We start from the raw sequence: 26,148 nt of genomic DNA, 5'->3' as shown, positions 1-26,148 counted from the left end.
CCCTGCTACGGAGCCGTCCATGACCGACCAAGCCTTCAAGTCCGACTTCCTCAAGACCCTGCAATCGCGCGGCTACATCCACCAGGTGACGCACCCGGTGGAGTTGGACGAGGCCGCCTCGAACGGGATCGTGACGGCCTATATCGGCTTCGACGCCACGGCCCCTTCCTTGCACGTCGGCAGCCTGATCCAGATCATGATGCTGCGCCGTCTCCAGCAGGCCGGGCACAAGCCTGTCGTCCTGATGGGCGGCGGCACGACCAAGGTCGGCGATCCGACCGGCAAGGACGCCTCGCGCCCGCAACTGACCGACGAGACGATCCAGGCCAACATCGCCTCGATCAAGACCGTGTTCGAGAAGTTCCTGACCTTCGGCGAAGGCCCGTCCGACGCCGTCATGGTCGACAACAACGACTGGCTGTCCAAGTTCGGCTACGTCGAGTTCCTGCGCGACTACGGCACGCACTTCACCGTCAACCGGATGCTGAGCTTCGACTCGGTCAAGCTGCGCCTCGAGCGCGAGCAGCCGATGACCTTCCTCGAGTTCAACTACATGCTGATGCAGTCGGTGGACTTCCTGGAACTGAACCGTTCGCTGAACGTGACGCTGCAGATGGGCGGCTCGGATCAGTGGGGCAACATCACCTCGGGCGTCGACCTGGTGCGTCGCGTGGACCAAAAGTCCTCCTTCGGCCTGACCACGCCGCTGCTGACCACGGCGTCGGGCGGCAAGATGGGCAAGACGGCCCAGGGCGCCGTCTGGCTGAACGCCGAACAGCTCAGCCCCTATGACTACTGGCAGTTCTGGCGCAACGCCGAGGACGCCGACGTCGGTCGCTTCATGCGCCTGTTCACCGACCTGCCGCTGGATCAGATCGCGCTTTACGAAGCCATGGAAGGCGCCGGGATCAACGAGGCCAAGAAGGCCCTGGCCGACGCCGCGACCTCGATGCTGCACGGCTCGGAGGCCGCCCACGCCGCCCGCGCCGCCGCCGAGGCCGCCTTCGAGAAGGGTCAGCTTTCGGCCGACCTGCCGACCGTCGAACTGCCGCGCGACGAGGTGATCGGCGCCATGATCGCCGCCGTCGTGACCAAGGCTGGCCTCAGCGCCTCCAACGGCGAGGCGCGGCGCCTGGCCCAGGGCGGCGGCCTGCGTCTGAACGACGAGGCGATCGCCGACGGCGCGCGCCTGATCGAAGCCTCGGACGTCAACGCCGACGGCGTGCTGAAACTGGCGGCCGGCAAGAAGAAGATCGTCCTGGTCAAGCCGGTCTAAGGAGCAAAGAGGATGACCGACATCACCGAAGGCCAGCCGGCCCCCGCGTTCGACCTGTCCACCGACGGCGACGGCCGCGTCACGCTGGAAGGCCTGAAGGGCCGCTCGGTCGTCCTCTACTTCTACCCCAAGGCCGACACCCCGGGCTGCACGACCGAGGGTCTGGACTTCTCGGCCCTGGCCGACCAGTTCGCCGCGGCGAACGCCGTCGTCATCGGCGTCTCACGCGACGCGGTGAAGAAGCTGGACCGCTTCAAGGCCAAGCACGACCTCAAGCTGGTGCTGGGTTCGGACGAGGACGGCGTGGTCTGCGAGGCCTACAGCACATGGGTGCAGAAGAAGCTCTACGGCCGCGAATACATGGGCGTCGAACGCGCCACCTTCCTGATCGACGGGGCGGGCGTGGTCCGCCGCGTCTGGCGCAGCGTCAAGGTCAAGGGCCACGCTGAACAGGTGCTGGAGGCAGCCAAGACGCTCTGATCGCTCAGGCCAAGCTTGCCTCTCTCGCCGACCTGCTCCTAACTGCTGCTCAAGGGGCTATAGTAGGATTAGGCCGGCCTTGCTGGCGAGATGCGGAGAGCACCATGTTCAACAAGAGCAAGCCTTACGACAACAACCCGTCCAGCGGCCTGGGCATCCCCCCGGCGCCGGAACCCACCTCGACGACGTCGCCCAGCCCCGCGCCCGCCCGCGCGCCTGAGCCGTCGCGGCCCGCCGCCCGTTCGTCCAGCCTGTCGACCCTGTCGGCCGGGGTGAAATACGAAGGCAACATCTCGGGCGCCGGCGAGCTTCAGGTCGACGGCTCGCTGAAGGGCGACATCCGCGTCGTGCGCGTCACCATCGGCGAAGGCGGATCGGTCGAGGGCACGGTCCACGCCGACGTTCTGGAGGTGCGCGGTCGCGTCTCGGGCGCCATCGTCGCCAAACAGGTCAAGCTGTTCGCCACCGCCCGCATCGAGGGCGACATCACCCAGGAACAGCTGTCCATCGAACAGGGCGCCTGGTTCCAGGGCCGCTGCACCCAGGCCAAGCGCGACACGCCGGGCGCCTCCATGCTGGACGCCACGGAAAAGCCGGCCGCCGCCAACGCCAAGACCGACAAGGTCGAGGCCAAGCCCGCCGCCTGATCGGCACATCCCGCCAAATGAAAAGGGGCGGCCCAGCGGGGCCGCCCCTTTTTTAGTTCGCTGCGTCGCGGGTCTCGCCGACCCGGGCCGCCAGGGCCGCGCCCATGAACCGATCCAGATCGCCGTCCAGAACCCCTTGCGTGTCCGAGGTCTCGACCTCGGTGCGCAGGTCCTTGACCATCTGATACGGCTGCAGGACGTAGGATCGGATCTGGTGACCCCAGCCAATGTCGGTCTTGGCGTCGGCCAGGGCCTGAGCCGCGGCTTCACGCTTCTGCAGTTCCAGTTCGTACAGACGGGCCCGCAGCATCTTCCACGCCATGTCGCGGTTCTGGTGCTGTGAACGACCGGCCTGACAGGCCACGACCGTATTGGTCGGAACGTGGGTCAGACGAACAGCCGAGTCCGTCTTGTTGATGTGCTGACCGCCCGCGCCCGAAGCGCGATAGGTATCGGTCCGCACGTCGGACGGATTGATGTCGATCTCGATCGTGTCGTCCACGACGGGCGAGACGCCGATGGAGGCGAACGAGGTGTGCCGCTTGGCCGCCGCGTCATAGGGGCTGATGCGGACCAGACGGTGCACGCCCGATTCCGACTTCAGCCAGCCATAGGCGTTGGGCCCCTCGATCAGGATGGTGGCCGACTTGACCCCCGCCTGCTCGCCCTCTTCGTGGGCCTCGATCGTGACCTCGTAGCCATGAGCCTTGGCCCAGCGCGAGTACATGCGCAGCAACATGCCGGCCCAGTCGTTGGACTCGGTGCCGCCGGCGCCGGAGTTCACTTCCAGATAGGCGTCGTTGCCGTCGGCCTCCCCGGACAGCAGGGCTTCCAGCTCGGCACGGGCGGCGCGGTCCTTGACGCCGCGAAGTTGGGCGCGCGCTTCTTCAAGCGTCGCCTCGTCGCCTTCCTCGTCGGCCATGTCGGCCAGCATGACGCCCTCTTCCAGGCCGCTTTCCAGTTCGCGGACGCTGTTGATCTGGCCTTCCAGACGCGAGCGGTCGCGGCTGACGGCCTGGGCCTGCTCGGGGTTGTCCCAAAGGGTCGGATCCTCGACCCGAGCGTTCAGCTCATCCAGTTTTCGAAGCGAGACATCCCAGTCAAAGACGCCTCCTGAGCAGAGCGACGCTCTGCTCGATGTCGGCCTTCATGGCCTCGACATCCGGTCTCATCGCAATCTCCTGCGAAACAACGCCTTCCCTCAAGCAGGGCCGCACCGCGTGCGGACCGATAGGGAAAGCAAGAACGTCCCCCTCATACAGGGTCGCGTCGCGCGCGACCCGATAGGGGAAGGACAATGACAACGGCGCGCCTGCGGACAGGCGCGCCGATTGATGGGCCTAACTAGAGCCTCAGTAGAGTCCGCTCAAGTCCTCAGCGGGCTGCTTCTTCGGCGGCGGCGGCGCGACGGCGGCGGGCGCAGACGGCGCCGGGGCCTGTGCAGCCTCCTGCTCACGGCGGACCACGTCGTTGTAGCTCTGCGGTCCTGACGGCTGGACGGGACGCGGCGCTTCCTCGCGGATCTGGCGCTCGGTGCCGGGGCGGAAGGCTTCCTCGATGCCGTTGACCGTGCGGAAGACGGCGTTCTTGGGTCGGACGAAGGGCCGCGCCGGACGCTCCTTCAACGCGACCTGCATGAAGTCGGTGAAGATGGGCACGGCGGTCGCCGCCCCGGCTTCGCCGCCGCCCAGCGAGCGGTTGTCGTCGAAGCCGACGAAGACGCCGACCACAACGTCGCTAGAGAAGCCGACGAACCAGGCCGAGCGATACTCGTTGGTGGTGCCGGTCTTGCCGCCGACCCAGCGGCCCAGGCCACGGGCGCTGGCGCCCGTGCCGCGCTGGATCACGCCTTCCAGCATGGAGCTGACCTGATAGGCGGTGATCGGGTCGATCACCTGAGTTCCGCGATCCGGCAGACGCGGCGACTCCTGACCGCTGAAGCCACGGCTGCAATCGCGGCACTGGCGCCGGTCAGCGCGGTGGATGGTCTGGCCGTTCCGGTCCTGCACCATCTCGATCAGATAGGGATCAACCCGTCGCCCGCCGTTGACGAAGGCGGCATAGGCGGCCGTGATCCGATAGGGCGTCGTCTCCCCTGCCCCCAGCGACATGGCCAGGTTCGGCGACATATCGTCAACCACGCCCATCTTCTTGGACAGATCGACGACGTTCTTCATGCCGACCGCCTGGGCCAGACGCACGGTCATGACGTTGCGCGACAGCTCCAGACCGCGACGCAGGGTCTGCGGACCGTAATACTGGCGGCTGTAGTTCTCAGGCGTCCAGCGGCCGCCGTTGGCGCCGCCAGGGAAGCTGATCGGGGCGTCCAGCACGATCGAGGCCGGCGTGAAGTCGCCCTCGAGCGCCGCCGCGTAGACGAACGGCTTGTAGGCCGAACCCGGCTGGCGGCGCGCCTGCGTCGCGCGGTTGAAGCTGGACAGGGCGTAGGAATAGCCGCCGACCATCGCCAGGACGCGACCCGACTGCGGCTCGATGGCGACCAGGGCGCCGTTCACCGCCGGGACCTGTTTCAGCGCATACTGGCCGCCGCGCGGCTCGACGAAGATCAGGTCCCCGCGCTTCAGCGGACGGTTGGCGTTGGCCCAGGCGGCGTCGGAGACGAGCAGCGAGCCGGTGCGGTCGTCCTTGGCCGTGCGGACACGGACGTTGTTGCCGCTGACGCTTTCGACGGCGGCGGCCTGCCAGGTGCGGCGCTCCGGCGGCGTATTCTTCTTCAGCGCTTCGGCCTGCCAGCCCTCGGCGAAGTCGGTCGTGCCCCAGGCGCCGCGCCAGCCGTGGCGGCGGTCGTAATTCTCGAGCCCGTTCATCAGGGCTTCGCGGGCGGCCGACTGGAGCTGCGGGTCCAGCGTCGTGCGCATGTAGTAGCCGCCGCGGTTGACCTCGTCCTGACCGAACAGGCCGATGGCGCGACGGCGCGCTTCCTCAACGAAGAAGTCGGCGTCGGCGTATTCCGCACGGCGCGGGGCGGCGCGGGTGTTCAGCGGGCGGGCCAGAGCCGTCGCCAGGTCTTCCTGCGACAGCCACTTGTTGTCAGCCATCTCGCCCAGAACCCAGTCGCGGCGGCCCTTGGCGGCTTCCGGATGGCGTTTCGGGTTGTAGTTGTTCGGCCCCTTGGGCAGGGCCGCCAGGAAGGCCGCCTCGTCCGGCGTCAGTTGATTCAGCGACTTGCCGAAATAGTTGTAGGCCGCCGAGGCCACGCCATAGGAGCGATAGCCCAGGTAGATCTCGTTCAGATACAGCTCAAGGATCTGTTCCTTGGTCAGGGTCGCTTCCAGACGGCTGGAAAGGATGGCTTCCTTCAGCTTGCGGTTCAGGCTGGATTCGTTGGTCAGCAGGACGTTCTTGGCCACCTGCTGGGTGATGGTCGAACCGCCTTCAAGGCGTCGCCCCGACAGGACGTTGAAGACGTTCTTGAACATGGCCCGGCCAATGCCGGATACGTCGATGCCGCCGTGCTGGAAGAAGTGGCTGTCTTCCGCCGCCAGGAAGGCGTGGATCACCTGCTCCGGCACCTGGTCATAGGTGACGTAGATGCGCCGCTCGTCCGAGAACTCGCCGATCAGGGTGCCGTCGCCGGCAAAGACGCGCGTCGCCGTCGCCGGGCGGTAATCCGCCAGCTCGGACGCATCCGGCATGTCATGCAGCACCCAGGCGGCATAGATGGCCACGACCAGCCCGGCCACAGCGATGCCGCCCAGCAAGGCGACGCCCGCCATAACGAACCAGCGTTCGGCTATCTTCACCGTGAACTCCGCAAGACGCGCCCCAGGAATTGTCGTTTATCGCGCGTCGGCCGCGCCGCAAAGCGGAACCGCAAACTCAGCCCTTGTCGCGCAACAGCCGAGCCTTGTCGCGCTGCCAGTCGCGTTCGGCCGAGGCCTCGCGCTTGTCGTGCAGTTTCTTGCCCTTGGCTAACGCGATCTCCAGCTTGGCCTTGCCCTTTTCGTTCAGGTACAGGCGCACCGGAATGATGGTCCGACCGTCGCGCTGGACGGCGCCGATCAGCTTGTCGATCTGCTTGCGATGCAGCAGCAGTTTCCGGTGGCGGCGCGGCTCGTGGTTGAAACGGTTGGCCTGCTTGTAGGGCGGAATGTCGGAGTTGATCAGGACGATCTCGCGCCCCTCCACCGCCGCATAGCTTTCCGCGATATTGGCCCGACCGTCGCGCAGCGCCTTGATCTCGGTCCCCAGCAACTGGATCCCGGCCTCGATATAGTCCTCGAGGAAATAGTCGAAGCGCGCGCGCCGGTTCTCGGCGATCACCTTCTTGGGCGCGTCAGCAGCCATCAGGCGACCCCGGCCTCCATCATGGCCTGGTCGATCAGCGGTTTGACAGAATCGCGCGTCAACGACAGCGGCAGGCGGACTTCCTCGCTGCACAGGCCCAGCTTGGCGAGGGCGTATTTGGCCGGCGACGGCGAGTTGTCGAGGAACAGCGCCTTGTGCAGACCGATCAGTCGGTCCTGCCAGGCCCGAGCCGTGGCGAAATCGCCCGCGGTGATGGCGTCGTACATGGCGACCATGGCTTCGGGCGCGACGTTCGAGGTGACCGAGATCACGCCCGCGCCGCCGCTGGCGGCATAGCCCAGCCAGCTGGCGTCATCGCCGCTGATCAGATCAAACGGACCGCTGATGTGGCTGCGCATCCAGCTGACCCGCGATATGTCGCTGGTGGCGTCCTTGATGCCGACGATATTGGGATTGCCCGCCAGATGCGCGACCGCCTCGTTCGACAGATCGACGCCGCAACGGCTCGGCACGTTGTAGAGCAGCATGGGAATCTGAACGGCGTCGGAGATCGCCTCGAAGTGGGCGATCATGCCTTCCTGCGAGGGCTTGTTGTAATAGGGCGTCACCACCAGGGTCGCATCAGCGCCGACCTGCTTGGCGAAGGCCGACAGCTCGATCGCCTCATGCGTGGCGTTCGACCCGGCGCCGGCGATCACGCGCACGCGCCCGGCCGCGATGTTCACGCACTGCTCGATGACGCGCTTGTGCTCGTCCATCCGCAGGGTGGCGCTTTCCCCGGTCGTGCCGACCGGGACGACGCCATGGACGCCAGCAGCGATCTGACGTTCCAGGAGTTTTTCAAAAGCCCCTTCGTCCACGTTTCCGTCACGAAGAGGTGTGATCAAGGCGGTGATCACGCCCTTGAACAAGGGGGCGGTCATTGAAACAAGTTACCTGCGCGGTGTTTCGGGCGGCGTGCCGCCCTTTTGAAGAGGCAGGGAGCGTAGGTTGCTCGCCGCTCGGCCGCAACCAGTGATGAATGAGGATCGGACATCTGATGATCGCGACGACCGTGGCCGCCGCCTTGGCGATTCTGACTCCGCCGACCCAGAACGTGCTGAACAGTGCGCCCGCGCCCTATGCCTCCAGCCAGAACGGCGTCATCAACGGCCAGGACATGGCCCTGTTCCAGCAAGGTCTGGCCTCGGCCCGCGCCCGCGACGTGATCGGCACGCAATCCATCATCAGCCGCATTTCCGACCCCACGGCCAAGAAGCTGGTCGAGTGGGCCTTGGTCGACACCTCGGACCGCCAGCTTTCCTATACGGATCTGGCCCGCGCCCAGTCCGATCTGGCCAACTGGCCGCGCGGTGATTCGCGCCGGGCGGCAGGCGAGCGCGCCCTCGGCCTGGCCAACGCCTCGCCCGACACGATCCTCGCCTTCTTCAACGGCTCAGCCCCGACGACCGCCGACGGCGCCATCGCCCTGGCTGGCGCCCTGGAGCAGAAGGGCCAGCGCCGCGAAGCCCAGGCCCTGATCCGCGACTGGTGGCGCACTCAATCCTTCGAGGAAGCCCAGCAGTCCCGCATCGCTGCGCGCTGGAGCGGCTGGCTGACCCCCGACGACCATGTCGCCCGCCTGAACATACTACTGCTTGGCCCGCACGGCCCAGCGACCCGCGCCATGACCTATATGGTCCCCGCCGACCGTCAGGCCGTCGCCAACGCCGTCATGGCCCTGCGCGCCGCCTATTCGCCCGACGCCATCGTCGCCGGCCTGACCCCGGCCCAGGCCAACGACCCGGCCGTGGTGCTGGAGAGGGTGCGCCTGCTGCGCTCGGCCGGTCGCCAGTCCGAAGCCTTCCCCCTGTTGTCCGCCCTGCCCGCCGCGCCGTCGCACAAGGAAGGCCAGGACACCCTGTGGAACGAGCGTCGCAACTACTTCCTCGACGCCTTGCAACAGGGCAATCCCCGCGCCGCCTACGCCGCCATGAACGGCCACGGCTTCCCCTCGGGCGAGCGCAAGGTGGACGCGGAATTCTTCGCCGGCTGGGTCGCCCTGACCAAGCTCAATGACCCGGCGACGGCGGCGGGGCATTTCGAGACCCTGCGCAACGCCTCCTCGACACCGATCACGCAAGGCCGCGCCCTCTACTGGCTGGGCCGCGCCTCCGAAGCGCGCGGCGACCGCGCGGGCGCCCAGCGCTGGTATCAGGCGGGCGCCGAGCACTGGCAGACCTTCTATGGCCAGTTGGCCGCCGAAAAGGCCGGAGCCACGACCCTGACCCTGCCGGGCGAACCCGCGCCGACGCCCGAAGACGTCAATCGCTTCGAGGGCAATGAGGTCGTGCGCGCCACCCGCATCCTGGGCGCGGCGGGCGAAAGGACCCTGATGCGGGTCTTCGCCTACCACCTCGACGACACCCTGCCCTCGCCCTACGACCTGACCCAGTTGTTCGACCTGATGCAGGGCTATGGCGACCAGTTCGGCTCCATGATGGTCGGCCGCGCCGCCAGCCAGCGCGGCTTTGTCATGCCCGAGCGCATGTATCCGGTCCGCATGCCGCCCCAGACCTCGGGCGCAGCGCCGCTGGAGTTCACCCTGGCCATCACCCGTCAGGAATCCAGCTTCGACCCTCTGGCCCGCTCCGGCGCCGACGCGCGCGGCATGATGCAGCTTCTGCCCGCGACGGGTCAGGGCGTGGCCCGCCGCATGGGCATCGGCTTCTCGTCCGAACAGCTGTGGGACCCGGACGCCAACATGCGCCTGGGCAGCTATCACCTGGGCGAGCTGATCAACAACTTCGGCGGTTCGCCGTTGCTGGCCACGGTCGGCTACAACGCCGGTCCGGCCCGACCGCCGCAATGGGTGGCCCGCTGCGGCGACCCGCGCAGCCAGCAGGTCGACCCCATCGACTTCATCGAGTGCGCCCCCTTCACCGAGACGCGCAACTACATGATGCGGGTGATGGAGAACATGCAGGTCTATCGCGCGCGGCTGAACGGCGGCTCGGCGCCGCTGACCCCCTCGGCCGATCTCGCGCGCGGCACGCCGCCGTCCAGCGGCCCGCGCGCCTATCAGCCCTAATCCAGGCGGCGGGCCGCCAGCAGCGTCCCGCCAATCAATCTTGAGAAAGACGACGGGCCGCCAGCAGCGGCCCGTCGGGCGCCTCGACCCAGACGCCGTCCAGGCGGAAGGCCGAACGCAGCACCCCCGGCGCCAAGGCCTCGACCGGCGCCGCATCCGCGACCACCCGCCCAGCGTCCAGCACCACCACTCGGTCCGCGATCCGCGCCGCCAGCGTCAGGTCGTGCAGGCTGACCAGCACGCCCCCACCGGCGTCGGCTCGCGCCCTCAGCCGCTCCAGCACCAGCAGTTGCGCGTCCGGATCCAGCCCAGCGATCGGTTCATCCGCCAGCAGCAGCGGCGCCTGAACCACCAGCGCCCGCGCCAACAGCACCCGCGCCCGCTCGCCGCCCGACATCTCGGCCACGCCGCGCTCGGCCAGATGGCCGGCCCCGACCTCGTCCAGCGCCGCGCGCGCCCGCTGCAACGCTGCATCCCCCGCCAGGAAGGGCGCGCCCAGCGCCGCCACCTCGATGGCCGGCAGGTTCCAGGCGATATGCCGTTCCTGCGGCAGATAGGCCGCCCGCGTCCCGCGCTCTCGTTCGGACAGGCGGTGCACGTCGTCGCCGCCCAGCTTCGCCACGCCGCTGTGCAGAGACATCAACCCCAGAGCCGCGCGAACGGCGCTGGACTTGCCCGCCCCGTTCGGCCCGCACAGGGCCACCAGTTCGCCCTTCGCCACCGACAGGCTGACCCCGCCCAGCACCGTGGCCGCGCCCATGCGCGCGACGACGCCGTCCAGTTCCAGCAAGGCGCTCACAGCCGCCACTCCCGCGCCGCGCGCCAGGCGATCAGGGCGAACAGGGGCGCCCCGACCAGGGCCGTGAACACGCCCAGCTTCAACTCCTGATCCGTCGGCATCAGCCGCGCCGCCAGATCGGCCAGCAGCAGCATCAGCCCGCCCGCCAGCGCCGAGGGCGCCAGCAGTCGCCCCGGATCGCCGCGCACGGCGGCGCGCACCAGATGCGGCGCCGCCAGACCGACAAAGCCGATCACGCCCGCCACGGCCACCGCCGCCCCCGCCGCGACCGCCGAGGCGATCAGGGCCAGCACCCGCATCCGCCCCATCGACAGGCCCGAGGCCCGCGCCGCCTCCTCGCCCAGGGTCAGCATCCGCAAGCCTGGCGACGCGCCCGCCGCAAAGACGGCGGCGACGGCCAGCGCCGGCGCCACCCAGGCCACATCGATCCAGCTTCGGTTCTGCACTGAACCCAGCAGCCAGTTCATCACCTCGGCCGAAGCGATGGGCGACGGCGACAGGTTGAAGATCAGGGCCGTCAGCGCCCCCGCAAAGCTCGACAGCGCCACCCCGAACAGGATCAGCGCCTCGGGCGCCCGCACCCTGGCCGCGATGGCGACCAGCAGCAGACCGGCCAGCGCCGCCCCGACCAGGGCTGCGCTCTCGACCAGACCGGGGATGGCCGCGGCCCCCAGCACGATAGCCCCCGCCGCGCCCAGCGCCGCCGTCGCCGACACGCCCAGCACGCCCGGGTCCGCCAGCGGGTTCCTCAGCAGGCCTTGCAGCACCGCCCCCGCCAGCCCCAGCGCCGCCCCGACCATCAGGGCGCAGACCGCGCGCGGCGCCCGCACCTGCCACAGCACCTCGCCCGGCCCCGACGCCGGATCGGCCAGGGCCTGCCCATACTGGGCCGACGACAGGGCCGTCTCGCCGAACAGCACCGCCCCCGCCAGAGCCAGCAGGATGGCCGCCGCCAGCCCGATATTCAGGCTCATGTGTCTGTTCATCGCGCGGCCTCCGCCAACAGGACCGCAGCGTCGGCGGCGAACCAGGCGGGACAACTCAGCGTCGGGGCCGGCAGGTCCGCCACCGTCCGCCCCTTGGCCGCGCGCTCGACCACCGGATGTCGCCCCGGCCCGCGCCAGTCGGATCGCCATTGCTGGAAGAAGCCCCGCACGAACAGGGCCGGCGGGCTCAGGGCGATCTTCTCGATCCCCAACGGTTGATAGCCCGGCCCGCTGACGCCGTTGCGGAACCCGGCCGCCTTCAGGATGGAATCGATCAGCGACCCCGATCCGGTCGTATAGCCGCCCGGCGTGACATAGACGGCTTCCCGTCCGCGTCCCGCACCCGCCGCCTTGGCCAGCCGCCGATCCATGTGAGCGATCAGAGCGGCGCCGCGCGCGTCCTGGCTCAAGCCATGCGACACGGACCTCAGGTTCTCGCGAACCCCGGCCATGTCTGTCGCATCATTGATGGCCAGCACCCGCGTTCCCCGCTTCTCCAGCGCGGCCAGCAGGCGCGGCTCGCCGCCCCAGTAGCGGACCACGACGTCGGGCTGAAAGCCGATGGCCGCCTCCAGCGTCGGCCGAACCCGAGTTCGCCCCCGCGCCGCCCGGCGCATCCAGGAATCCGGGTCGTCCGCCCGCGAGGACAGGGCCAGATCGGCTTCCGGCGCCAGGGCCAGAACATACTGATCGGCGCACTGATCCAGCGACAGCACCCGCAACGGCCGCGCCTCAGCAAAGGTCGGCGCCAATACCGCAAGCGCCAGGGCGACACCGCCAGCCCGGATCACGGCTTGAGCAGCCCCGCGAACAAGGCGTCCAGCTGGATGCGGACCAGTTCGTCGCGGTCCACCCAGTCGAAATAGGGCTTGGTGATCATCAGCGACACGATGCCATGCCCGCTGGCCCATATGGCCTGGGCGATGGCGCGCGCATCACCCTGCATCCGCCCGGAGCCCACGGCTTCCTCGACCACCGACGTGAAGGACCGGAACAGCTCGAACCCCGTCTCCTGCGCCACGGTTTCCGCGCCCTCACGCGCCTCGATCGGGCGGGTCAGATAGGTCAACCGATAGGCGTTGGGGTTTTCAAAGCCGAAGCGGACGTAGCCCTCGATCATCCGCCGCAGCCGCACTTCGGCGGGCGCCGCTTCGGTCGTGATCCCCTCGTGGGTCGCAATCAGCGTCTCGAAGGCCCCACGGCAGATCTCGTGCAGGATCGCGGCCTTGTCGGGAAAATGCATGTAGAGGGCCGTCGACGACAGGCCGACCTCATCCGCGATCTTGCGGATCGTCGCTCCCTCATAGCCATGCTCGACGAAGATGCGTTCCGCCGCCGCCAGGATCTCCGCACGGCGCGCGTGGCCTTCGCCCTTGGGCTTGCGAGCGGATCGAGGCGTGGGAAGCGATGAACCGGGCAATCCAGACTCCATGGCTGGGACCCGGCTTGAATAACCGCAATGCCTGAGTCCGCCAATCGCTTGCCATCAAAGAACAACGATATTAACGCTTCTCGTTTGCATCGGGTCCGGGGGCTTCTCGTATGCACGGCGGGTCAACCAGCATGAAGCGTAGCCACATGGCGTCCGCGGCGCAGATCACTCTGTCGCGGGCGCAGCTTCTCATTCTCTCCGCACTGATGGCCGGGTTGTCGATCAGCTTCTTCGCCTCGCCCCATGTCGCCCCTGCGGTTCTAACTGCGATCCAGCTTGGCTTTCTGGCCGTCGCCGGATGGCGGATCGTAACCTTGCTGACACGTCGCCCGCCAAAGCGCGACGATCCGGAGCCCGTCACTTGGCCGCACTACACCGTCATCGCAGCCCTCTATGACGAGGCCGCCGTTCTGCCCCAGCTTGTCGAACGGCTCGCTCGGATCGACTACCCCGCCGACCGGCTAGAAGGCTTTCTGGCGCTGGAAGCCGACGACAGCGTCACCATCGCCGCCGCCCTCGCCGCCGACCGTCCGGAATGGCTGAAGGTGCTGATCGTGCCGCCGGGCTCGCCAAAGACGAAGCCTCGCGCCCTGAACTACGCCCTGTCCGTCGCGCACGGCGATCTGGTGACGATCTATGACGCCGAAGACGATCCCGACCCGCTCCAACTCCGGGAAGCCGCCGCTCGCTTTGCGGCCGAGGGGGACGACCTGCTCTGCCTTCAGGCGCCGCTCCGCATCCAGCGACGAGACAAACGGAAGAGCGCCTCGCCGTTCCTAGACGCGCAGTTCGCGGCGGAATACGCGGCGCTCTTTGAAGTCACCCTACCCGCCATGGCGGCGCTGGGCCTGCCATTTCCCCTGGGTGGGACCAGCAATCACTTTCGCGCATCCGCGCTTCGCTCACTCGGCGGATGGGACGCCTGGAACGTCACGGAGGACGCCGACCTGGGCTTCCGCATCTGGCGCACGGGAGGACGCCTGGGGGTGCTGGAGCGCCCGACGTATGAAACGCCGCCCGGCGCGCTGCGGCTATGGCTGCCGCAACGCACGCGCTGGCTCAAGGGTCACCTCCAGACGCTCGCCGTTCACACCCGAACACTGGGCGGCATGGGTTGGCGCGGCTGGACCGCGCTGGCGATGACCCTGGGCGCGGGTTGCGCGTCGGCGGCCATCCACGCGACCTCCATCGCCTGGATCGGCGCTGTGGCGTTGACTTCCCTTGTTTCCGGCAAGCTGCCGCCCGCCCCCGCACTGGGCATGAGCGTTTTGATCACCGGCATTGCGACCGCTTGGCTGGCCATGGTGATGGGCGCACGCCGCGCCGGCATCCGATTCGGCGCGAGAGAGATGGCGACGGCGCCTGCCTATTGGTGCCTGCTCAGCTTGGCCTTCGTGCATGCCCTCTACCGGCTGATCACAGAACCTCACCGGTGGGACAAGACCCCGCACACGCCCGACTTCGCGGTCGATCGAGACATGGACAAGGCCTTGGACGCTGGACGAGCAGCCGCCTGAGCGCCTATCAGCCCTAGATGGCTCCCGTTCTTTCCTCCTCGCCCGAAACCCTCGTCACGCGAGGCTGGTCGGACTACGCCCTGCTGGACAGCGGCGACGGCCGCAAGCTGGAGCGTTACGGCCGCTACACCGTCGTCCGACCCGAGCCGCAGTGCTTCTGGAAGGCCCATGACGAAGGCGCGTTCCAGCGCGCCAACGCCGTCTTCGATCCGCAGCAGGAAGAAGAGGACGCCGGTCGCTGGCGTTTCGACGCTCACGGCCCCATCGACGCCTTCCCGCTGAAATGGCGCGACGTGCGCTTCATGGGCCGGTTCACGCCGTTCCGGCACCTGGCCTTCTTCCCCGAGCAGGCGGCCAACTGGGAATGGCTGGACGCGCGCATCCGCACCCTGAAGCAGCCGAAAATCCTGAACCTGTTCGGCTACACCGGCGTGGCCAGCCTGGCCGCCGTTGCGGCGGGCGCGCACGTGACTCACGTGGACGCCTCCAAGAAGTCGGTCGCCTACGCCCGCGAGAACGCCGAGCTGTCCGGGCTGTCCGACCGCCCGATCCGCTGGCTGGTCGAGGACGCCCGCAAGTTCGTCGCCCGCGAGGTTCGTCGCGGCAGCAAGTACGACGGCATCATTCTGGACCCCCCCAAATACGGGCGCGGCGCCAATGGCGAGGTCTGGCGGTTGTTCGAGGACATGCCCGAGCTGCTGAAGGACTGCGCCTCCCTGCTGTCCGACGACGCCTCCTTCCTGCTGCTGAACGCCTATGCGGCGCGGATTTCGGGCCTGTCGCTGGCGCACATGATGGCCGAGGCGACGCATGATCGCGGCGGGCGCATCGACTGGGGTGAACTGGCCCTGTCGGAAGACGGCCCGGACGCCCGCGCCATCGGCCTCAGCTTCTTCGCCAGGTGGAGCGCCTGATGTACGAGCGCGTCATCACCTCCCTGACCAACGACACCATCAAGTCGGTTCGCGCCCTGCATATGCGCAAGGAGCGCGACCTGACCGGCCGCTTCCTGGCCGAGGGTCTGAAGTTCATCGGCGAAGCCCTGGATCAGGGCCGCGCTCCGGTCATGCTGCTGGTCGGCGAAGAGGCCCGACCGCACCCGCTGCTGGATCGCGCCAAGGCCGAGACGATCAAGGCCGGCGGCCAGATCATCGTCGTCACCCACGCCATCCTCGAAAAGATCAGCCGTCGCGACAATCCGCAGACGGTGCTGGGCGTGTTCGAGCAGGTCTACACCCCGCTGGACGCCATCCAGCCCTACGCCAAGCCCTGCTGGGTGGCCCTGGAGCAGGTGCGCGATCCGGGCAACCTCGGCACCATCATCCGCACGGCGGACTCAGCCGGGTGCGGCGGCGTCATCCTGATCGGCGACTGCGTCGATCCCTTCTCGGTCGAGGCCGTGCGCGCCACCATGGGCTCGGTCTTCGCCGTCACCATCAGCAAGGCCACGCGCGAGGAATTCCTGGCCTGGCGCTCCAAGTGGCCCGGCAGCGTCATCGGCACGCGGCTCGACGCCACCCACGGCTATCGCGACAGCCCGGTGCGCTATCCGGCCCTGATCCTGATGGGCAACGAGCAAGCCGGGCTGACCGACGAACTGGCCGCCGCCTGCGACCTGAACGTCAAGATCCCCATGCGCGGCCGAGCCGACAGCCTGAACCTGGCCATCGCCACCGGCATCATGGTCTATGCGGTGACGGACGCGGCCGTCGTTCAGGCGGGGTGAGCCTCCAGCCGGATATTCCGCACCGCCGTCCAGCCTGAGGCGGCGTTCCCGCCCAGGCGCACGATGCCCGAACCGCCCCGCAATTCCTGGCGGGCGCGATAGACCTCGTCGACGCGGAACTCTCCCTCGAACACGACATCGTCAATGTAGTAAAGCGGTCTGCCCGGTTCCTGGATGAACAGGTGCACATGGGCCGGCCCCGTCCGATCCGGATAGGGCGCGGGCTTGATGGTCTCGAACACATAGTCGCCGTCGGCGTTGGTGCGCGCCCAGCCGCGCAGGCGACCGTGCCGACGGCTCCATTCGGTTTCACTTGACCCGTTGGCGTAAAGACCGTCGGCGTTGGTGTGATGGGCGTAGATGACGACGCCCGGCCTCGGCGTCACGCCGTCCGGCGCATAGACCCGCCCCGAAAGCCGCATCCGTTCGCCGGGTTCGTCCGGTCCCGCCAACACCGCCGACCAGGATAGGCTTTCGGGAGCACGCTCGGTCGTCGCTTCGCACCCCTCGCAGACGTACAGGTTCGCTCGGACCTCGTCGTCTGGCGCGGATGTGCGGCCCCGCGAGCAGGCGGTCGAGGACGCAAAAACGCCCGCCAGGCCTGAAACGACAAAGGTTCTTCTGCGCAGCCCCATGATGTCGCATCCTTCCATCGAGAACGGAAATATATCTGCTTCGGTCAGGGAGGAGAAGCGTATGCCCCGGATCATGCCCCCACACGCTTGGAACCACGTTGCGAAAGGCCTGCACTGGATCGTGGCTGTGATGATCGTCGTCCAGTTCACCCTCGGATGGTTGACCGAGAACGCGCCCGACAGGCAGGCCGAGTTCCTCTTCGGTCGCAGCCATTTCCAGTTCGGCGTTCTGCTGGCGGGGCTGATCCTGATGCGAATTCTCTGGAGGCTGGCCAACGCCAGGCCGCCCCCGCCGCCCGGCGAGCCGGCATGGCGGCGCCATCTGGCGACGACGGTCCATGGCCTCATCTATCTGGCTCTGATCACGCTGCCGATCAGCGGCTATGTGGTCTGGGTCCATATGCGCGAGCCCATGGACCTGTTCGGCGCCGTCACGGTTCCGACCGTCTTCACCCCCTCGCCCGACGACGAAAGCCTGTGGTCAGGGGCCTGGTATATGCACTTCTTCGCGGGCTGGGTGCTGATCGGACTGGTCGCCCTGCACGTGGGCGCCGCCCTCTATCACCAGTTTGTGCTCAAGGACGGCCTGATCCGCCGAATGCTAGGCTAGGCTTCGCCCTCCGTCCGGATCCGCTTCATGCCCAGCAGGGCCAGGATGGTCAGGACGGCGGCGACGGCCAGATAGGCGCCCACCGCCTGCAAGCCGTAGTGACCGGCCAGCCAGGTCGCCGCAAACGGCGCCAGCGATGCGCCGAGAATGCCCGCCAGATTGAAGGTCATCGACGCGCCGGTGTAGCGCACAGTGGTCGGGAAGGGCCGCGCCAACGCGGCCCCCAGCGGCCCATAGGTGCAGCCCATCAGGCTGAAGCCGATGATGAAGAAGGCCACCACCCCGGCCAGTCCGCCGCCGCCGAACAGCGGCGCCAGCACGACACCGAACAGGGCGATGCCGACCGAGGTCGCCAACAGCGTCCGCCCCTGCCCCCAGCGATCCGCCGCCAACGCCGACAGCGGAATGAACAGGCCGAAGAAGCAGACGCCCAGCAACTGGATCGGCAGGAACTGCTCGCGGGTGTAGCCCATGGCGGTGGTGCCCCAGCCCAGGGCGAAGACGGTCATCAGATAAAACAGCACAAAGGTCGCCAGCCCCGCGAACGTCCCGGTCAGCAGCGCCCATTTGTGCCGCGCGATCAGCGTCAGGATCGGCATTTCGACGCGCTCGGCCTTATCCAGCGCGCGCTTGAACTCCGGCGTCTCGGTGATGCGCAGCCGCACCCACAGGCCGACGAAGACCAGCAGCGAGCTGGCGATGAAGGGAATCCGCCAGCCCCAGGTCAGGAACTGTTCGTTCGACAGCGTCGCCGTCAGGATGATGAAGGACAGGGTCGACAGGATGAAGCCGATCGGCGCGCCCAGTTGCGGGAACATGCCGAACCAGGCCTTCTTGCCCTGTGGCGCGTTCTCGGTCGCCAGCAGCACCGCCCCGCCCCACTCGCCGCCCAGACCCAGGCCCTGCCCGAACCGGCACAGGGCCAGCAGCAGCGGAGCAACCACGCCGACGGAATGCCAGGTCGGCAACAGGCCGATGGCCACTGTCGACAGCCCCATCGTCATCAGGGCCGCGATCAGCGTCGCCTTGCGTCCGACCCGGTCGCCGAAGTGGCCGAAGACGACCGCGCCGACCGGCCGCGCGAAGAAGGCGATGGAAAAGGTGGCGAAGGACGACAGCATGGCCGTCGTCGGGTCCCGGCCCGGGAAGAAGAGGGCCGGAAACACCAGCACCGCCGCCGTGGCGTAGATGTAGAAGTCGAAGAACTCGATCGTGGTGCCGATCAGGCTGGCGAACAGAATTCTCCGTTTGGAGGCGGCAGGCGGTGAGAGTGCAGCGTCGGCCACGCGAAATCCTTGCATTGATGCAAGGTCCTTGCGGTGCGTCGCCGCCTATCGTCAAGCCGGGCCTTAGGTTCCGCGGGGTTTGACCCGGTTGGTGGGCGCGGCGTTGGCAGGGTCTTCCGGCCACGGGTGCCGCGGATAACGGCCACGCATCTCGCTGCGCACCGCCGCCCATGATCCGCTCCAGAAGCCGGGCAGATCCTTGGTCACCTGCACCGGCCTTCGTGCGGGCGACAGGAGACTGAGCGTCAGCGGAACCCGCCCGCCGCCCACGGTCGGATGCGTCTTCACCCCGAACAGCTCCTGCACCCGGATCTCGACGCGCGGTCCGCCCTCGGCGGCGTAGTCGATGGAGGCAGAACCCAGCGGCGTGGTCAGGCGCGGCGGGGCCATATCGTCCAGCTTGCGCTGCAAGTCCCACGGGATCAGGCCGCGCAGGGCCTCGGCCAGCTTGCCGTCGCCGATGTCGCCCAGCGACCGCGCGCCCTCCAGCAGCGGCCACAACCAGTCCTCGCGCAGGGCCAGCAGTCCCTCATCCGACACGTCGGGCCACATCGCATCCAGCCCCTGCAGGAAGGCCAGCCGCGCCCGCAGCGCCCCCGCCTGCTCGCCCCAGTTCAAGGCCTTCAGCCCGCCCGCCTCGACTTCAGACTTCAGCGCCGCCGTCATGGTCGCCCGATCCGGCGCGCCCACGACCTTCTCGTCCAGCACCAGGGCGCCGATCCGGCGAATGCGGCGGATCACCGGCTTGCCCGACGGCTCCCGCGCCAGCCGGTCCTCGACCTCAATCCGGTGCCCCAGATCGGCCTCCAGCGTCGCGGCGTCCAGCGCCGCCGCCAGCCGGATACGGTCGCGCGCCTCGCCGCCGCCCAGTTCCGCCACCGCCAGCCAGGGCTCGCGCGCCATATGCTCCGTCGGGTCGAGGAAGGCCCCGCGCCCGGAGGCCAGCAACACCTCGCCCGGCTTGCCGCGCGCCCGCGCGATCCGCTCGGGGAAGGCCTCGGCCAGCAGCAGGCCCGCGTCCGCCTCGCCGCCGTGACCGCCGCCCGCCGTCCGCGCCCAGCGCTCAGCCAGCTTCATGGCATCACGAGCGCGCGGCGAACGGTCCCGCTCCAGCCCCTTCAATCGGTCGTGCAGATCGACGGCGTTCCCGCCCAGCCCTGGCTCGCTCAGCACCGCCGCGATCTTCGCCCCGCCCAGCGCATCATCCTGATCCGAAGCGACGGCGACCATGTGCGCCAGTCGCGGCGGCAGAGGGATGCGTGTCAGCCGCCGCCCGTGCGACGTCAGATCGCCCTTGGCGTCCAGCGCCCCCAGCCGGGTCAGCACCTTCCTCGCCTCAGCCAGCGCCCCGGCCGGCGGTGGGTCCAGCAGCGCCAGCCCCTCGACCGACTTCGCCCCCCAGCGCGCCAGATCGAGCGCAAAACCGGTCAGGTCGGCTTCCTGAATCTCGGGCCGCTGATGCGGGACCAGACCGCGCGTCTGTTCCTCGTCCCACAGGCGGTAGCAGACGCCGGGCTCGACGCGACCGGCCCGCCCCCGCCTCTGCTCCGCCGAAGACCGGCTGACCTTGACCGTCGCCAGCCGGGTCAGGCCGCTGGACGGCTCGAACCGCGGCACGCGCGACAGGCCGCCGTCGATCACCACGCGCACGCCCTCGATCGTCAGACTGGTTTCCGCCACCGAGGTCGCCAGCACCACCTTGCGACGGCCCGGCGGCGCGGGCTCGATGGCCCGGTCCTGCTCGCCCTTGTCGAGCGCGCCATAGAGGGCGACGACATCGACCTTGGGATCGCGCAGCCGTTCGTTCAGGCGCTGAACCGTGCGATGGATCTCACCCTGCCCCGGCAGGAAGACCAGCACCGATCCGGTCTGCTCGCCCAGGGCCAGCATGACGGCGCGCGCCACGGCGTCCTCGAATCGCTCGGCGGCGTTGCGGCCCAGATAGAGGGTCTCCACCGGGAACATCCGCCCCTCGGCCTCGATCACCGGCGCGCCATCCAGAAGATTCGACACCCCGGCGATATCCAGCGTCGCCGACATGACCAGCAGCCGCAGATCCTCGCGCAGCACTGACTGGCTTTCGCGCGCCAGAGCCAGGCCCATATCCGCGTCCAGACTGCGCTCGTGGAATTCGTCGAACAGGACGGCGCCGACGCCTTCCAGCCCCGGATCATCAAGAATCATCCGGGTGAAGACGCCCTCGGTGATGACTTCGATGCGGGTGTCAGGCCCGATCCGGCTTTGCAGCCGGGTGCGATAGCCGACCGCGCCGCCCGCCTTCTGGCCCAGGGTCGTCGCCATTCGGTCCGCCGCCGCCCGCGCCGCCAGCCTTCGCGGCTCCAGCACCAGCACCTTTTGGTCGCCCAGCCAGGGCTGATCCAGCAGGGCCAGAGGCACGACCGTGGTCTTGCCCGCCCCCGGCGGGGCGGCCAGAACGACCGCATGGGTCGCGCTCAGCGCCGCTTTCAGCGGCTCCAGTACGGCGTGAATCGGCAGCATCAGATGCGCTCTAGCCGCAACGCCCCAGGTCACGAAAGCGTCGTCTGCGCTTCATCCAACCGAAACCGCGTTGCGCGCGGCCCTTCGGATGGTTAGCGTCCGCCCCCAAGAAGACGACCCGGGAGGGGTCGTTGCGTAATTGGGGGCGCGACTTCATGTCCGCAGACGGCGTAAAGCCAGCCGGCAACCGGCTATTCCTTAAAAAGTCCATTGCTCAGATCCAGAAAGAAGCCGCCAAGAGCGAGTTGAAACGGACCTTGGGCCCCTTGAACCTGATGAGCCTGGGGATCGGAGCCATCATCGGCGCCGGCATCTTCGTGCTCACGGGTCAGGTCGCCTCGGCGCACGCCGGTCCGGCCATCATGTTCTCCTTCGTCATCGCCGGCATCGCCTGCGGTCTCGCCGGCCTCTGCTACGCGGAACTGGCCTCGACCATGCCGGTGTCCGGTTCGGCCTACACCTACGCCTACGGCACCCTGGGCGAGGTCTTCGCCTGGATCATGGGCTGGCTGCTGGTGCTGGAATACGGCGTCGCTGCCTCGACCGTCGCGGTCGGCTGGTCCGGCTATGTCGTGTCGATCCTGAACGACTTCGGCCTAAGCGCCAGTCTATTCCCGACTATAAGTTTCGCCGGCGGTGAAGGCCCTCAGTGGGCGACGCCCCTGATCCAGTACATCGCCAGCGGCCCTGACGCAGGCTTCCCGATGACGGGCACCTTCAACCTGGTGGCCGCTGTCGGCATCGCCGCCGTTTGCGGCCTGCTGGTCCTCGGCGTGTCTGAATCGGCGAACATCAACAACGCCATCGTCGTCATCAAGATCATCGTCCTGCTGACCTTCATCGCGGTTGGCGTTCAGTACATCAACCCGGCCAACTGGCAGCCCTTCGTTCCCGCCCAGGGCGCGACCTGGGACCAGTTCGGCGTGGGCGGCATCTTCCGCGGCGCGTCGATCATCTTCTTCGCCTACGTCGGCTTCGAGGCCGTCTCGACCGCAGCCGCCGAGGCCAAGAACCCGTCCAAGGACGTGCCGGTCGGCATCCTGGGCGCCCTGTTCGTCTGCACCCTGATCTATATGGCCGTCGCCGCCGTCATGACCGGCGTGGTTCCCTATCTGGAACTGGCTTCGCCGGCTCCCATCGCCGTCGCTATCGACCGCATGGGTCTGGAATGGGCCAACGTGCCGCTGGCCGCCGCGCCGAACGGCCACCTCAACCTGATCGCCTTCCTGATCAAGATCGGCGCCGTCACCGGCCTGTCCTCGGTCATGCTGGTGCTCTGCTACGGCCAGACGCGCATCTTCTACACCATGGCCCGCGACGGCCTGCTGCCGAAGGTGTTCGCCACCATCCACCCGAAGTTCCGCACCCCCTGGATCGGCACCATCCTGCTGGGCATCGTGATCGCGATCGCGGCATCCTTCCTGCCGATCTCGATCCTGGGCGACCTGGTGTCGCTGGGCACGGCGACGGCCTTCTCCATCGTCTGCCTGTCGGTCATCGTCCTGCGCATCAAGCACCCCGAGATGGAGCGTCCGTTCCGTGTTCCGGGCGGTATCGTCACCGCTGTCCTGGGCATCATCGCCTGCTTGGCGCTGGCCTCGTTCAACTTCGTCCCGATGGTTCAGCACGCTCTGAACGACAACCCGCTGCCCCTGGCCATCCTCGGCATCTACGCCCTGGTCGGAGCGCTGGTTTACGGTCTCTATGGCTTCGCTCACTCGAAGCTGGCCAAGGGCATCGACATCACCGAGGACACCACGCTGGATACGGCTGTGGAAGCTCTCGGCCACGGCGTCGACAACAAGAAGGACTGATCCTCGGATCAGGCTTCAACGGCCTCAAGCAGCGCAAGCTGCGATAGGCCACGAGAATGAAGAGGCCCCGGAGAAATCCGGGGCCTTTTTTGATGCTCGACGCCGATGACGATTGCCCAATCTCACGCCCTCGCCTACAGGCATCGGCCTACCTATGCGGATGTGGCGGAACTGGTAGACGCACCAGATTTAGGTTCTGGCGCCGAGAGGCGTGGAGGTTCGAGTCCTCTCATCCGCACCATAGGTCTTCAGCCGGGGTAAAGATCCGCCAGCACCGCCGGGATCAGTTCCGGCAAGTCTTCCGCGATCAGTCCCGGTCCAAACCGCCGCCCGGCATCCGCGTGCATCCAGACCGCCGCGCAGGCCGCGTCGAAGCTGTCCATATGCTGGGCCAGCAGTCCGCCGATCATCCCCGCCAGCACGTCGCCGCTGCCCGCCGTCGCCAGCCAGGGGGAGCCGTTTCCGTTGACGACGCAGCGTCCGTCCGGCGCGGCGATGACGGTGGCGCTGCCCTTCAGCACTACGATGCATCCCGCCCGTTCGGCGGCCTCTGCAGCGCCCGCCTCGCGCCCCTTGGCCAGCAGGCCGGGAAACAGCCGCTCGAACTCGCCCTCATGCGGCGTCAGCACGTCGTCGCGGTCCAGACAGGCGAACAGGTCGCCTGGACGATCGCGGAACAGGGTCAGGGCGTCGGCGTCGACGACCAGGGCCACCCCGGTCTGCGCCAGCGCCGCCACATTGGCCCCCGTCGCCTCTGTGAGGCCGGCGGCGGGCCCGATCACCACGGCGTCCATCGGCTGGGCCAGCGCCGCCAGCTGATCGGCTGTGGCGAAGCTGGCCAGCATGACCACCTCCAGCGTCGGCGCCAGGATCGACGCCGCGTCGGGCGGGCAAAAGACCTTCACCAACCCCGCGCCGACCCTCAGTCCCGCTCGCGCCGCCAGCCGCGCCGCGCCGGTCGACAAGGCGTTCCCGGACACCACGCCGAGTCGGCCTCGCGCATGCTTGTGCGCCTCGGATCTCGGCCAAGGGAGCAGGCTTTGCCATGTCATGGGGTCGTTGATCGGGTTCATGATCGAATTCCGTTCACGGATGGCCTCTAAGCTCGAAAATTGCTTGCCTTATTGTGCAATGCAATGTCCCTTTACGCCCCGAGCGTCGGACCAACTAGGGAGCCGCCTCGGGACTCGCCATGAAGAAGATTGAAGCCGTCATCAAGCCGTTCAAGCTGGATGAAGTTAAGGATGCGCTCCAGGACATCGGGGTGCAGGGCATGACCGTTATGGAGGCCAAGGGATACGGCCGTCAGAAAGGCCATTCCGAACTGTATCGCGGCGCCGAGTACGTCATCGACTTCCTGCCCAAGATCAAGATCGAGGTCGTCGTCGCCGACGATCTGGCCCCGGCCGTGGTCGACGCCATCCAGACCGCAGCCCGCACCGGAAAGATCGGCGACGGCAAGATCTTCGTCTCCGCCCTGGAAGACGTGATCCGCATCCGCACCGGCGAAACCGGCGCACAGGCCATCTGACCACCACGGCCGCCCCTTCCGGGCGGCCGCTTTTCGTTCCTCCTCTCCTCCCCGAACCAACAGGACTTCGAGCATGAGCGCCGCCCAAAAGATCCTTCAAGAGATCAAGGACAAGGACGTCCAGTACGTCGACATCCGTTTCACCGACACCCGTGGCCGCCTGCAGCACGTGACCTTCGACATCGACCTGGTCGACGAGGAGTTCCTGGAAGAAGGCACCATGTTCGACGGCTCGTCGATCGCGGGCTGGAAGGCCATCAACGAAAGCGACATGCTGCTGAAGCCGGATCTGGAGCGGGCCTATATCGACCCCTTCTATCAGCAGACCACGCTGTTCCTGTTCTGCGACGTCCTGAGCCCCGACACGGGCGAGCCCTACAACCGCGACAGCCGTTCGATGGCCAAGAAGGCCCTGGCCTATGTCCAGTCCTCGGGCGTGGGCGACGTGGTCTATTTCGGCCCGGAAGCCGAGTTCTTCATCTTCGACGACGTGCGCTGGAACACGGCCCCGCACAACACCGGCTACAGCTTCGACTCGATCGAACTGCCGTCCAACACCGGCGCTGAATACGCCGAGGGCAACCTGGGCCACCGTCCGGGCCACAAGGGCGGCTACTTCCCGGTAAACCCGGTCGATTCCGCCCAGGACCTGCGCGGCGAGATGCTGGGCGTGATGAAGGACCTGGGCATGGACCCGGAGAAGCATCACCACGAAGTCGCCCCGGCGCAGCACGAACTGGGCCTGAAGTTCAGCGACCTGCTGACCATGGCCGACCGCCTGCAGCTCTACAAATACGTGATCCACAACGTGGCCGCGGCCTACGGCAAGTCGGCGACCTTCATGGCCAAGCCCATGTTCGCCGATAACGGCTCGGGCATGCACGTCCACATGTCGATCTGGAAGGACGGCAAGCCCCAGTTCGCGGGCGACAAGTACGCCGGCCTGTCGCAGGAATGCCTGTGGTACATCGGCGGCATCATCAAACACGCCAAGGCCATCAACGCCTTCGCCAACTCGACCACCAACTCCTACAAGCGCCTGGTGCCCGGCTATGAAGCCCCGGTGAAGCTGGCCTACTCGGCCAGCAACCGTTCGGCCTCGATCCGCATCCCGCACGTCTCGTCGCCCAAGGCCAAGCGTCTGGAAGCCCGCTTCCCCGACCCGATGGGCAACCCCTACCTGACCTTCGTCGCCCTGCTGATGGCGGGTCTGGACGGGATCGAGAACCGCATCGATCCGGGCGCGCCCGCCGACAAGAACCTCTACGACCTGCCGCCGGAAGAGCGCGGCTCGATCCCGGAAGTCGCCGGTTCGCTCAAGGAAGCCCTGGACGCCCTCGACGCCGACCGCGCCTTCCTCAAGAAGGGCGGCGTCATGGATGACGACTTCATCGACAGCTTCATCACCCTGAAGATGGAAGAAGTCGCCCGTCTGCAACTGCACCCGCACCCGGTCGAATTCGACATGTACTACAGCTGCTGATCCCCGGATCAGGCTGACGATCAAGGCGCCGGGCGGAAACGTCCGGCGCCTTTTTCATGGACGCTATGGGCGGGAACAACCGCCCCTT

At 67.8% G+C, this 26,148-nt stretch carries 23 protein-coding genes and 1 tRNA gene; 12 read left to right on the top strand and 12 right to left on the bottom strand.

Annotated features, from left to right (window positions below; all coding sequences use genetic code 11):
• The first annotated feature begins 19 nt into the window (after positions 1-19).
• The 3 genes from tyrS (at position 20) to AC3IS2_RS06875 (ending at position 2,403) form a co-directional block, all read left to right on the top strand.
• Positions 20-1,276: a tyrosine--tRNA ligase gene (gene tyrS / locus AC3IS2_RS06885; protein ID WP_489199905.1), complete on the top strand. Its 1,257-nt coding sequence runs from the start codon at positions 20-22 to the stop codon at positions 1,274-1,276.
• 12 nt (positions 1,277-1,288) lie between these two features.
• Positions 1,289-1,756 carry a peroxiredoxin gene (locus AC3IS2_RS06880; RefSeq protein WP_489199904.1) on the top strand — a complete coding sequence of 156 codons (468 nt, stop codon included), beginning with the start codon at positions 1,289-1,291 and terminating at the stop codon, positions 1,754-1,756.
• Between the two features lie 104 nt (positions 1,757-1,860).
• The gene (locus tag AC3IS2_RS06875; protein WP_489199903.1) at positions 1,861-2,403 is read left to right on the top strand and encodes a bactofilin family protein; all 543 of its coding nucleotides are present in this window, start codon (positions 1,861-1,863) and stop codon (positions 2,401-2,403) included.
• Positions 2,404-2,455: 52 nt separating this feature from the next.
• Here the strand turns inward: AC3IS2_RS06875 and prfB are convergent.
• From prfB to dapA, 4 genes are all read right to left on the bottom strand, one after another.
• Positions 2,456-3,575 (bottom strand): peptide chain release factor 2 gene (prfB, locus tag AC3IS2_RS06870; protein WP_489199902.1). Its coding sequence is split into 2 segments (ribosomal slippage): positions 2,456-3,505 and positions 3,507-3,575, totalling 1,119 coding nucleotides; the frame shifts between segments, so codons are not numbered across the junction.
• A gap of 180 nt (positions 3,576-3,755) precedes the next feature.
• Positions 3,756-6,140, bottom strand: coding sequence for a penicillin-binding protein 1A (locus AC3IS2_RS06865; RefSeq protein WP_489200113.1), 2,385 nt, complete (start codon positions 6,138-6,140; stop codon positions 3,756-3,758).
• Between the two features lie 103 nt (positions 6,141-6,243).
• Complete coding sequence (gene smpB / locus AC3IS2_RS06860; protein ID WP_105563368.1) at positions 6,244-6,711, bottom strand: SsrA-binding protein SmpB; 468 nt, start codon at positions 6,709-6,711, stop codon at positions 6,244-6,246.
• A complete protein-coding gene (dapA, locus tag AC3IS2_RS06855; protein ID WP_489199901.1) occupies positions 6,711-7,595 on the bottom strand; it encodes a 4-hydroxy-tetrahydrodipicolinate synthase in 885 nt (294 codons plus the stop codon). Before dapA ends, smpB begins: the two co-directional genes overlap by 1 nt.
• 116 nt (positions 7,596-7,711) lie before the next feature.
• On the opposite strand from dapA, the gene AC3IS2_RS06850 reads away from it, so the two are divergent.
• Positions 7,712-9,742: a lytic transglycosylase domain-containing protein gene (locus AC3IS2_RS06850; RefSeq protein WP_489199900.1), complete on the top strand. Its 2,031-nt coding sequence runs from the start codon at positions 7,712-7,714 to the stop codon at positions 9,740-9,742.
• A gap of 34 nt (positions 9,743-9,776) precedes the next feature.
• On the opposite strand, the gene AC3IS2_RS06845 is transcribed toward AC3IS2_RS06850, so the two are convergent.
• From AC3IS2_RS06845 to AC3IS2_RS06830, 4 genes are read right to left on the bottom strand one after another with little or no spacing between them, the layout of a single operon-like run.
• On the bottom strand, positions 9,777-10,541 hold the full coding sequence (locus tag AC3IS2_RS06845; RefSeq protein WP_489199899.1) for an ABC transporter ATP-binding protein: 765 nt from the start codon (positions 10,539-10,541) through the stop codon (positions 9,777-9,779).
• Positions 10,538-11,515: a FecCD family ABC transporter permease gene (locus AC3IS2_RS06840; protein ID WP_489199898.1), complete on the bottom strand. Its 978-nt coding sequence runs from the start codon at positions 11,513-11,515 to the stop codon at positions 10,538-10,540. Before AC3IS2_RS06840 ends, AC3IS2_RS06845 begins: the two co-directional genes overlap by 4 nt.
• Positions 11,516-11,523: 8 nt before the next feature.
• Entirely contained in the window at positions 11,524-12,318 is a 795-nt protein-coding gene (locus AC3IS2_RS06835) for an ABC transporter substrate-binding protein (protein ID WP_489199897.1), read from the bottom strand.
• The gene (locus AC3IS2_RS06830; RefSeq protein WP_489199896.1) at positions 12,315-12,947 is read right to left on the bottom strand and encodes a TetR/AcrR family transcriptional regulator; all 633 of its coding nucleotides are present in this window, start codon (positions 12,945-12,947) and stop codon (positions 12,315-12,317) included. Before AC3IS2_RS06830 ends, AC3IS2_RS06835 begins: the two co-directional genes overlap by 4 nt.
• Before the next feature lie 143 nt (positions 12,948-13,090).
• Here AC3IS2_RS06830 and AC3IS2_RS06825 point away from each other — a divergent pair, with 143 nt between their 5' ends.
• The 3 genes from AC3IS2_RS06825 to AC3IS2_RS06815 are packed head-to-tail and all read left to right on the top strand — an operon-like array spanning position 13,091 to position 16,202.
• Positions 13,091-14,476, top strand: coding sequence for a glycosyltransferase family 2 protein (locus AC3IS2_RS06825; RefSeq protein ID WP_489199894.1), 1,386 nt, complete (start codon positions 13,091-13,093; stop codon positions 14,474-14,476).
• A gap of 17 nt (positions 14,477-14,493) precedes the next feature.
• On the top strand, positions 14,494-15,390 hold the full coding sequence (locus AC3IS2_RS06820) for an RsmD family RNA methyltransferase (RefSeq protein ID WP_489199893.1): 897 nt from the start codon (positions 14,494-14,496) through the stop codon (positions 15,388-15,390).
• A complete protein-coding gene (locus AC3IS2_RS06815) occupies positions 15,390-16,202 on the top strand; it encodes a TrmH family RNA methyltransferase (protein WP_489199892.1) in 813 nt (270 codons plus the stop codon). The genes AC3IS2_RS06820 and AC3IS2_RS06815 overlap by 1 nt, the downstream gene beginning before the upstream one ends.
• Here AC3IS2_RS06815 and AC3IS2_RS06810 read toward each other — a convergent pair.
• A complete protein-coding gene (locus tag AC3IS2_RS06810; RefSeq protein ID WP_489199891.1) occupies positions 16,190-16,624 on the bottom strand; it encodes a dioxygenase family protein in 435 nt (144 codons plus the stop codon). The two genes, AC3IS2_RS06815 and AC3IS2_RS06810, sit on opposite strands and share 13 nt — an antisense overlap.
• 286 nt (positions 16,625-16,910) lie before the next feature.
• On the opposite strand from AC3IS2_RS06810, the gene AC3IS2_RS06805 reads away from it, so the two are divergent.
• Positions 16,911-17,447 (top strand): cytochrome b, encoded by a 537-nt coding sequence (locus AC3IS2_RS06805; RefSeq protein WP_489199890.1) that lies wholly within the window; start codon positions 16,911-16,913, stop codon positions 17,445-17,447.
• Here AC3IS2_RS06805 and AC3IS2_RS06800 read toward each other — a convergent pair.
• Both AC3IS2_RS06800 and hrpB read right to left on the bottom strand, forming a co-directional pair.
• Complete coding sequence (locus AC3IS2_RS06800; protein WP_489199889.1) at positions 17,444-18,748, bottom strand: MFS transporter; 1,305 nt, start codon at positions 18,746-18,748, stop codon at positions 17,444-17,446. The genes AC3IS2_RS06805 and AC3IS2_RS06800 overlap by 4 nt on opposite strands.
• 48 nt (positions 18,749-18,796) lie before the next feature.
• Positions 18,797-21,232 carry an ATP-dependent helicase HrpB gene (gene hrpB / locus AC3IS2_RS06795; protein WP_489199888.1) on the bottom strand — a complete coding sequence of 812 codons (2,436 nt, stop codon included), beginning with the start codon at positions 21,230-21,232 and terminating at the stop codon, positions 18,797-18,799.
• Positions 21,233-21,387: 155 nt separating this feature from the next.
• Between hrpB and AC3IS2_RS06790 the strand changes: the two genes are divergently transcribed.
• Together AC3IS2_RS06790 and AC3IS2_RS06785 are read left to right on the top strand one after the other, a co-directional pair.
• Entirely contained in the window at positions 21,388-23,046 is a 1,659-nt protein-coding gene (locus tag AC3IS2_RS06790; RefSeq protein WP_489199887.1) for an amino acid permease, read from the top strand.
• A 156-nt stretch (positions 23,047-23,202) separates the two neighbouring features.
• Positions 23,203-23,287, top strand: a tRNA-Leu gene (locus AC3IS2_RS06785).
• Between the two features lie 7 nt (positions 23,288-23,294).
• On the opposite strand, the gene AC3IS2_RS06780 is transcribed toward AC3IS2_RS06785, so the two are convergent.
• Positions 23,295-24,026: an NAD(P)H-hydrate dehydratase gene (locus tag AC3IS2_RS06780; protein ID WP_489199886.1), complete on the bottom strand. Its 732-nt coding sequence runs from the start codon at positions 24,024-24,026 to the stop codon at positions 23,295-23,297.
• A 212-nt stretch (positions 24,027-24,238) separates the two neighbouring features.
• On the opposite strand from AC3IS2_RS06780, the gene AC3IS2_RS06775 reads away from it, so the two are divergent.
• Positions 24,239-24,577 carry a P-II family nitrogen regulator gene (locus AC3IS2_RS06775; RefSeq protein ID WP_489199885.1) on the top strand — a complete coding sequence of 113 codons (339 nt, stop codon included), beginning with the start codon at positions 24,239-24,241 and terminating at the stop codon, positions 24,575-24,577.
• 73 nt (positions 24,578-24,650) lie between these two features.
• Positions 24,651-26,060: a type I glutamate--ammonia ligase gene (gene glnA, locus AC3IS2_RS06770; protein WP_489199884.1), complete on the top strand. Its 1,410-nt coding sequence runs from the start codon at positions 24,651-24,653 to the stop codon at positions 26,058-26,060.
• Positions 26,061-26,148: the final 88 nt, after the last annotated feature.

The sequence above is a fragment of the Brevundimonas sp. KH_025 genome, from assembly GCF_057839885.1.
The sequence above is the reverse complement of the archived record's forward strand: the minus strand, read 5'-3'. Positions and strand labels throughout refer to the sequence as shown.

Bases quoted from the DNA above. Each gene is read 5' to 3' on its own strand.
- tyrS (WP_489199905.1), top strand. From the start codon at position 20: ATGACCGACCAAGCCTTCAAGTCCGACTTCCTCAAGACCCTGCAATCG.
- AC3IS2_RS06880 (WP_489199904.1), top strand. From the start codon at position 1,289: ATGACCGACATCACCGAAGGCCAGCCGGCCCCCGCGTTCGACCTGTCC.
- AC3IS2_RS06875 (WP_489199903.1), top strand. From the start codon at position 1,861: ATGTTCAACAAGAGCAAGCCTTACGACAACAACCCGTCCAGCGGCCTG.
- AC3IS2_RS06865 (WP_489200113.1), bottom strand. From the start codon at position 6,140: ATGGCGGGCGTCGCCTTGCTGGGCGGCATCGCTGTGGCCGGGCTGGTC.
- smpB (WP_105563368.1), bottom strand. From the start codon at position 6,711: ATGGCTGCTGACGCGCCCAAGAAGGTGATCGCCGAGAACCGGCGCGCG.
- dapA (WP_489199901.1), bottom strand. From the start codon at position 7,595: ATGACCGCCCCCTTGTTCAAGGGCGTGATCACCGCCTTGATCACACCT.
- AC3IS2_RS06850 (WP_489199900.1), top strand. From the start codon at position 7,712: ATGATCGCGACGACCGTGGCCGCCGCCTTGGCGATTCTGACTCCGCCG.
- AC3IS2_RS06840 (WP_489199898.1), bottom strand. From the start codon at position 11,515: ATGAGCCTGAATATCGGGCTGGCGGCGGCCATCCTGCTGGCTCTGGCG.
- AC3IS2_RS06825 (WP_489199894.1), top strand. From the start codon at position 13,091: ATGAAGCGTAGCCACATGGCGTCCGCGGCGCAGATCACTCTGTCGCGG.
- AC3IS2_RS06820 (WP_489199893.1), top strand. From the start codon at position 14,494: ATGGCTCCCGTTCTTTCCTCCTCGCCCGAAACCCTCGTCACGCGAGGC.
- AC3IS2_RS06815 (WP_489199892.1), top strand. From the start codon at position 15,390: ATGTACGAGCGCGTCATCACCTCCCTGACCAACGACACCATCAAGTCG.
- AC3IS2_RS06810 (WP_489199891.1), bottom strand. From the start codon at position 16,624: ATGCGGCTTTCGGGGCGGGTCTATGCGCCGGACGGCGTGACGCCGAGG.
- AC3IS2_RS06805 (WP_489199890.1), top strand. From the start codon at position 16,911: ATGCCCCCACACGCTTGGAACCACGTTGCGAAAGGCCTGCACTGGATC.
- AC3IS2_RS06800 (WP_489199889.1), bottom strand. From the start codon at position 18,748: ATGCAAGGATTTCGCGTGGCCGACGCTGCACTCTCACCGCCTGCCGCC.
- hrpB (WP_489199888.1), bottom strand. From the start codon at position 21,232: ATGCTGCCGATTCACGCCGTACTGGAGCCGCTGAAAGCGGCGCTGAGC.
- AC3IS2_RS06790 (WP_489199887.1), top strand. From the start codon at position 21,388: ATGTCCGCAGACGGCGTAAAGCCAGCCGGCAACCGGCTATTCCTTAAA.
- AC3IS2_RS06775 (WP_489199885.1), top strand. From the start codon at position 24,239: ATGAAGAAGATTGAAGCCGTCATCAAGCCGTTCAAGCTGGATGAAGTT.
- glnA (WP_489199884.1), top strand. From the start codon at position 24,651: ATGAGCGCCGCCCAAAAGATCCTTCAAGAGATCAAGGACAAGGACGTC.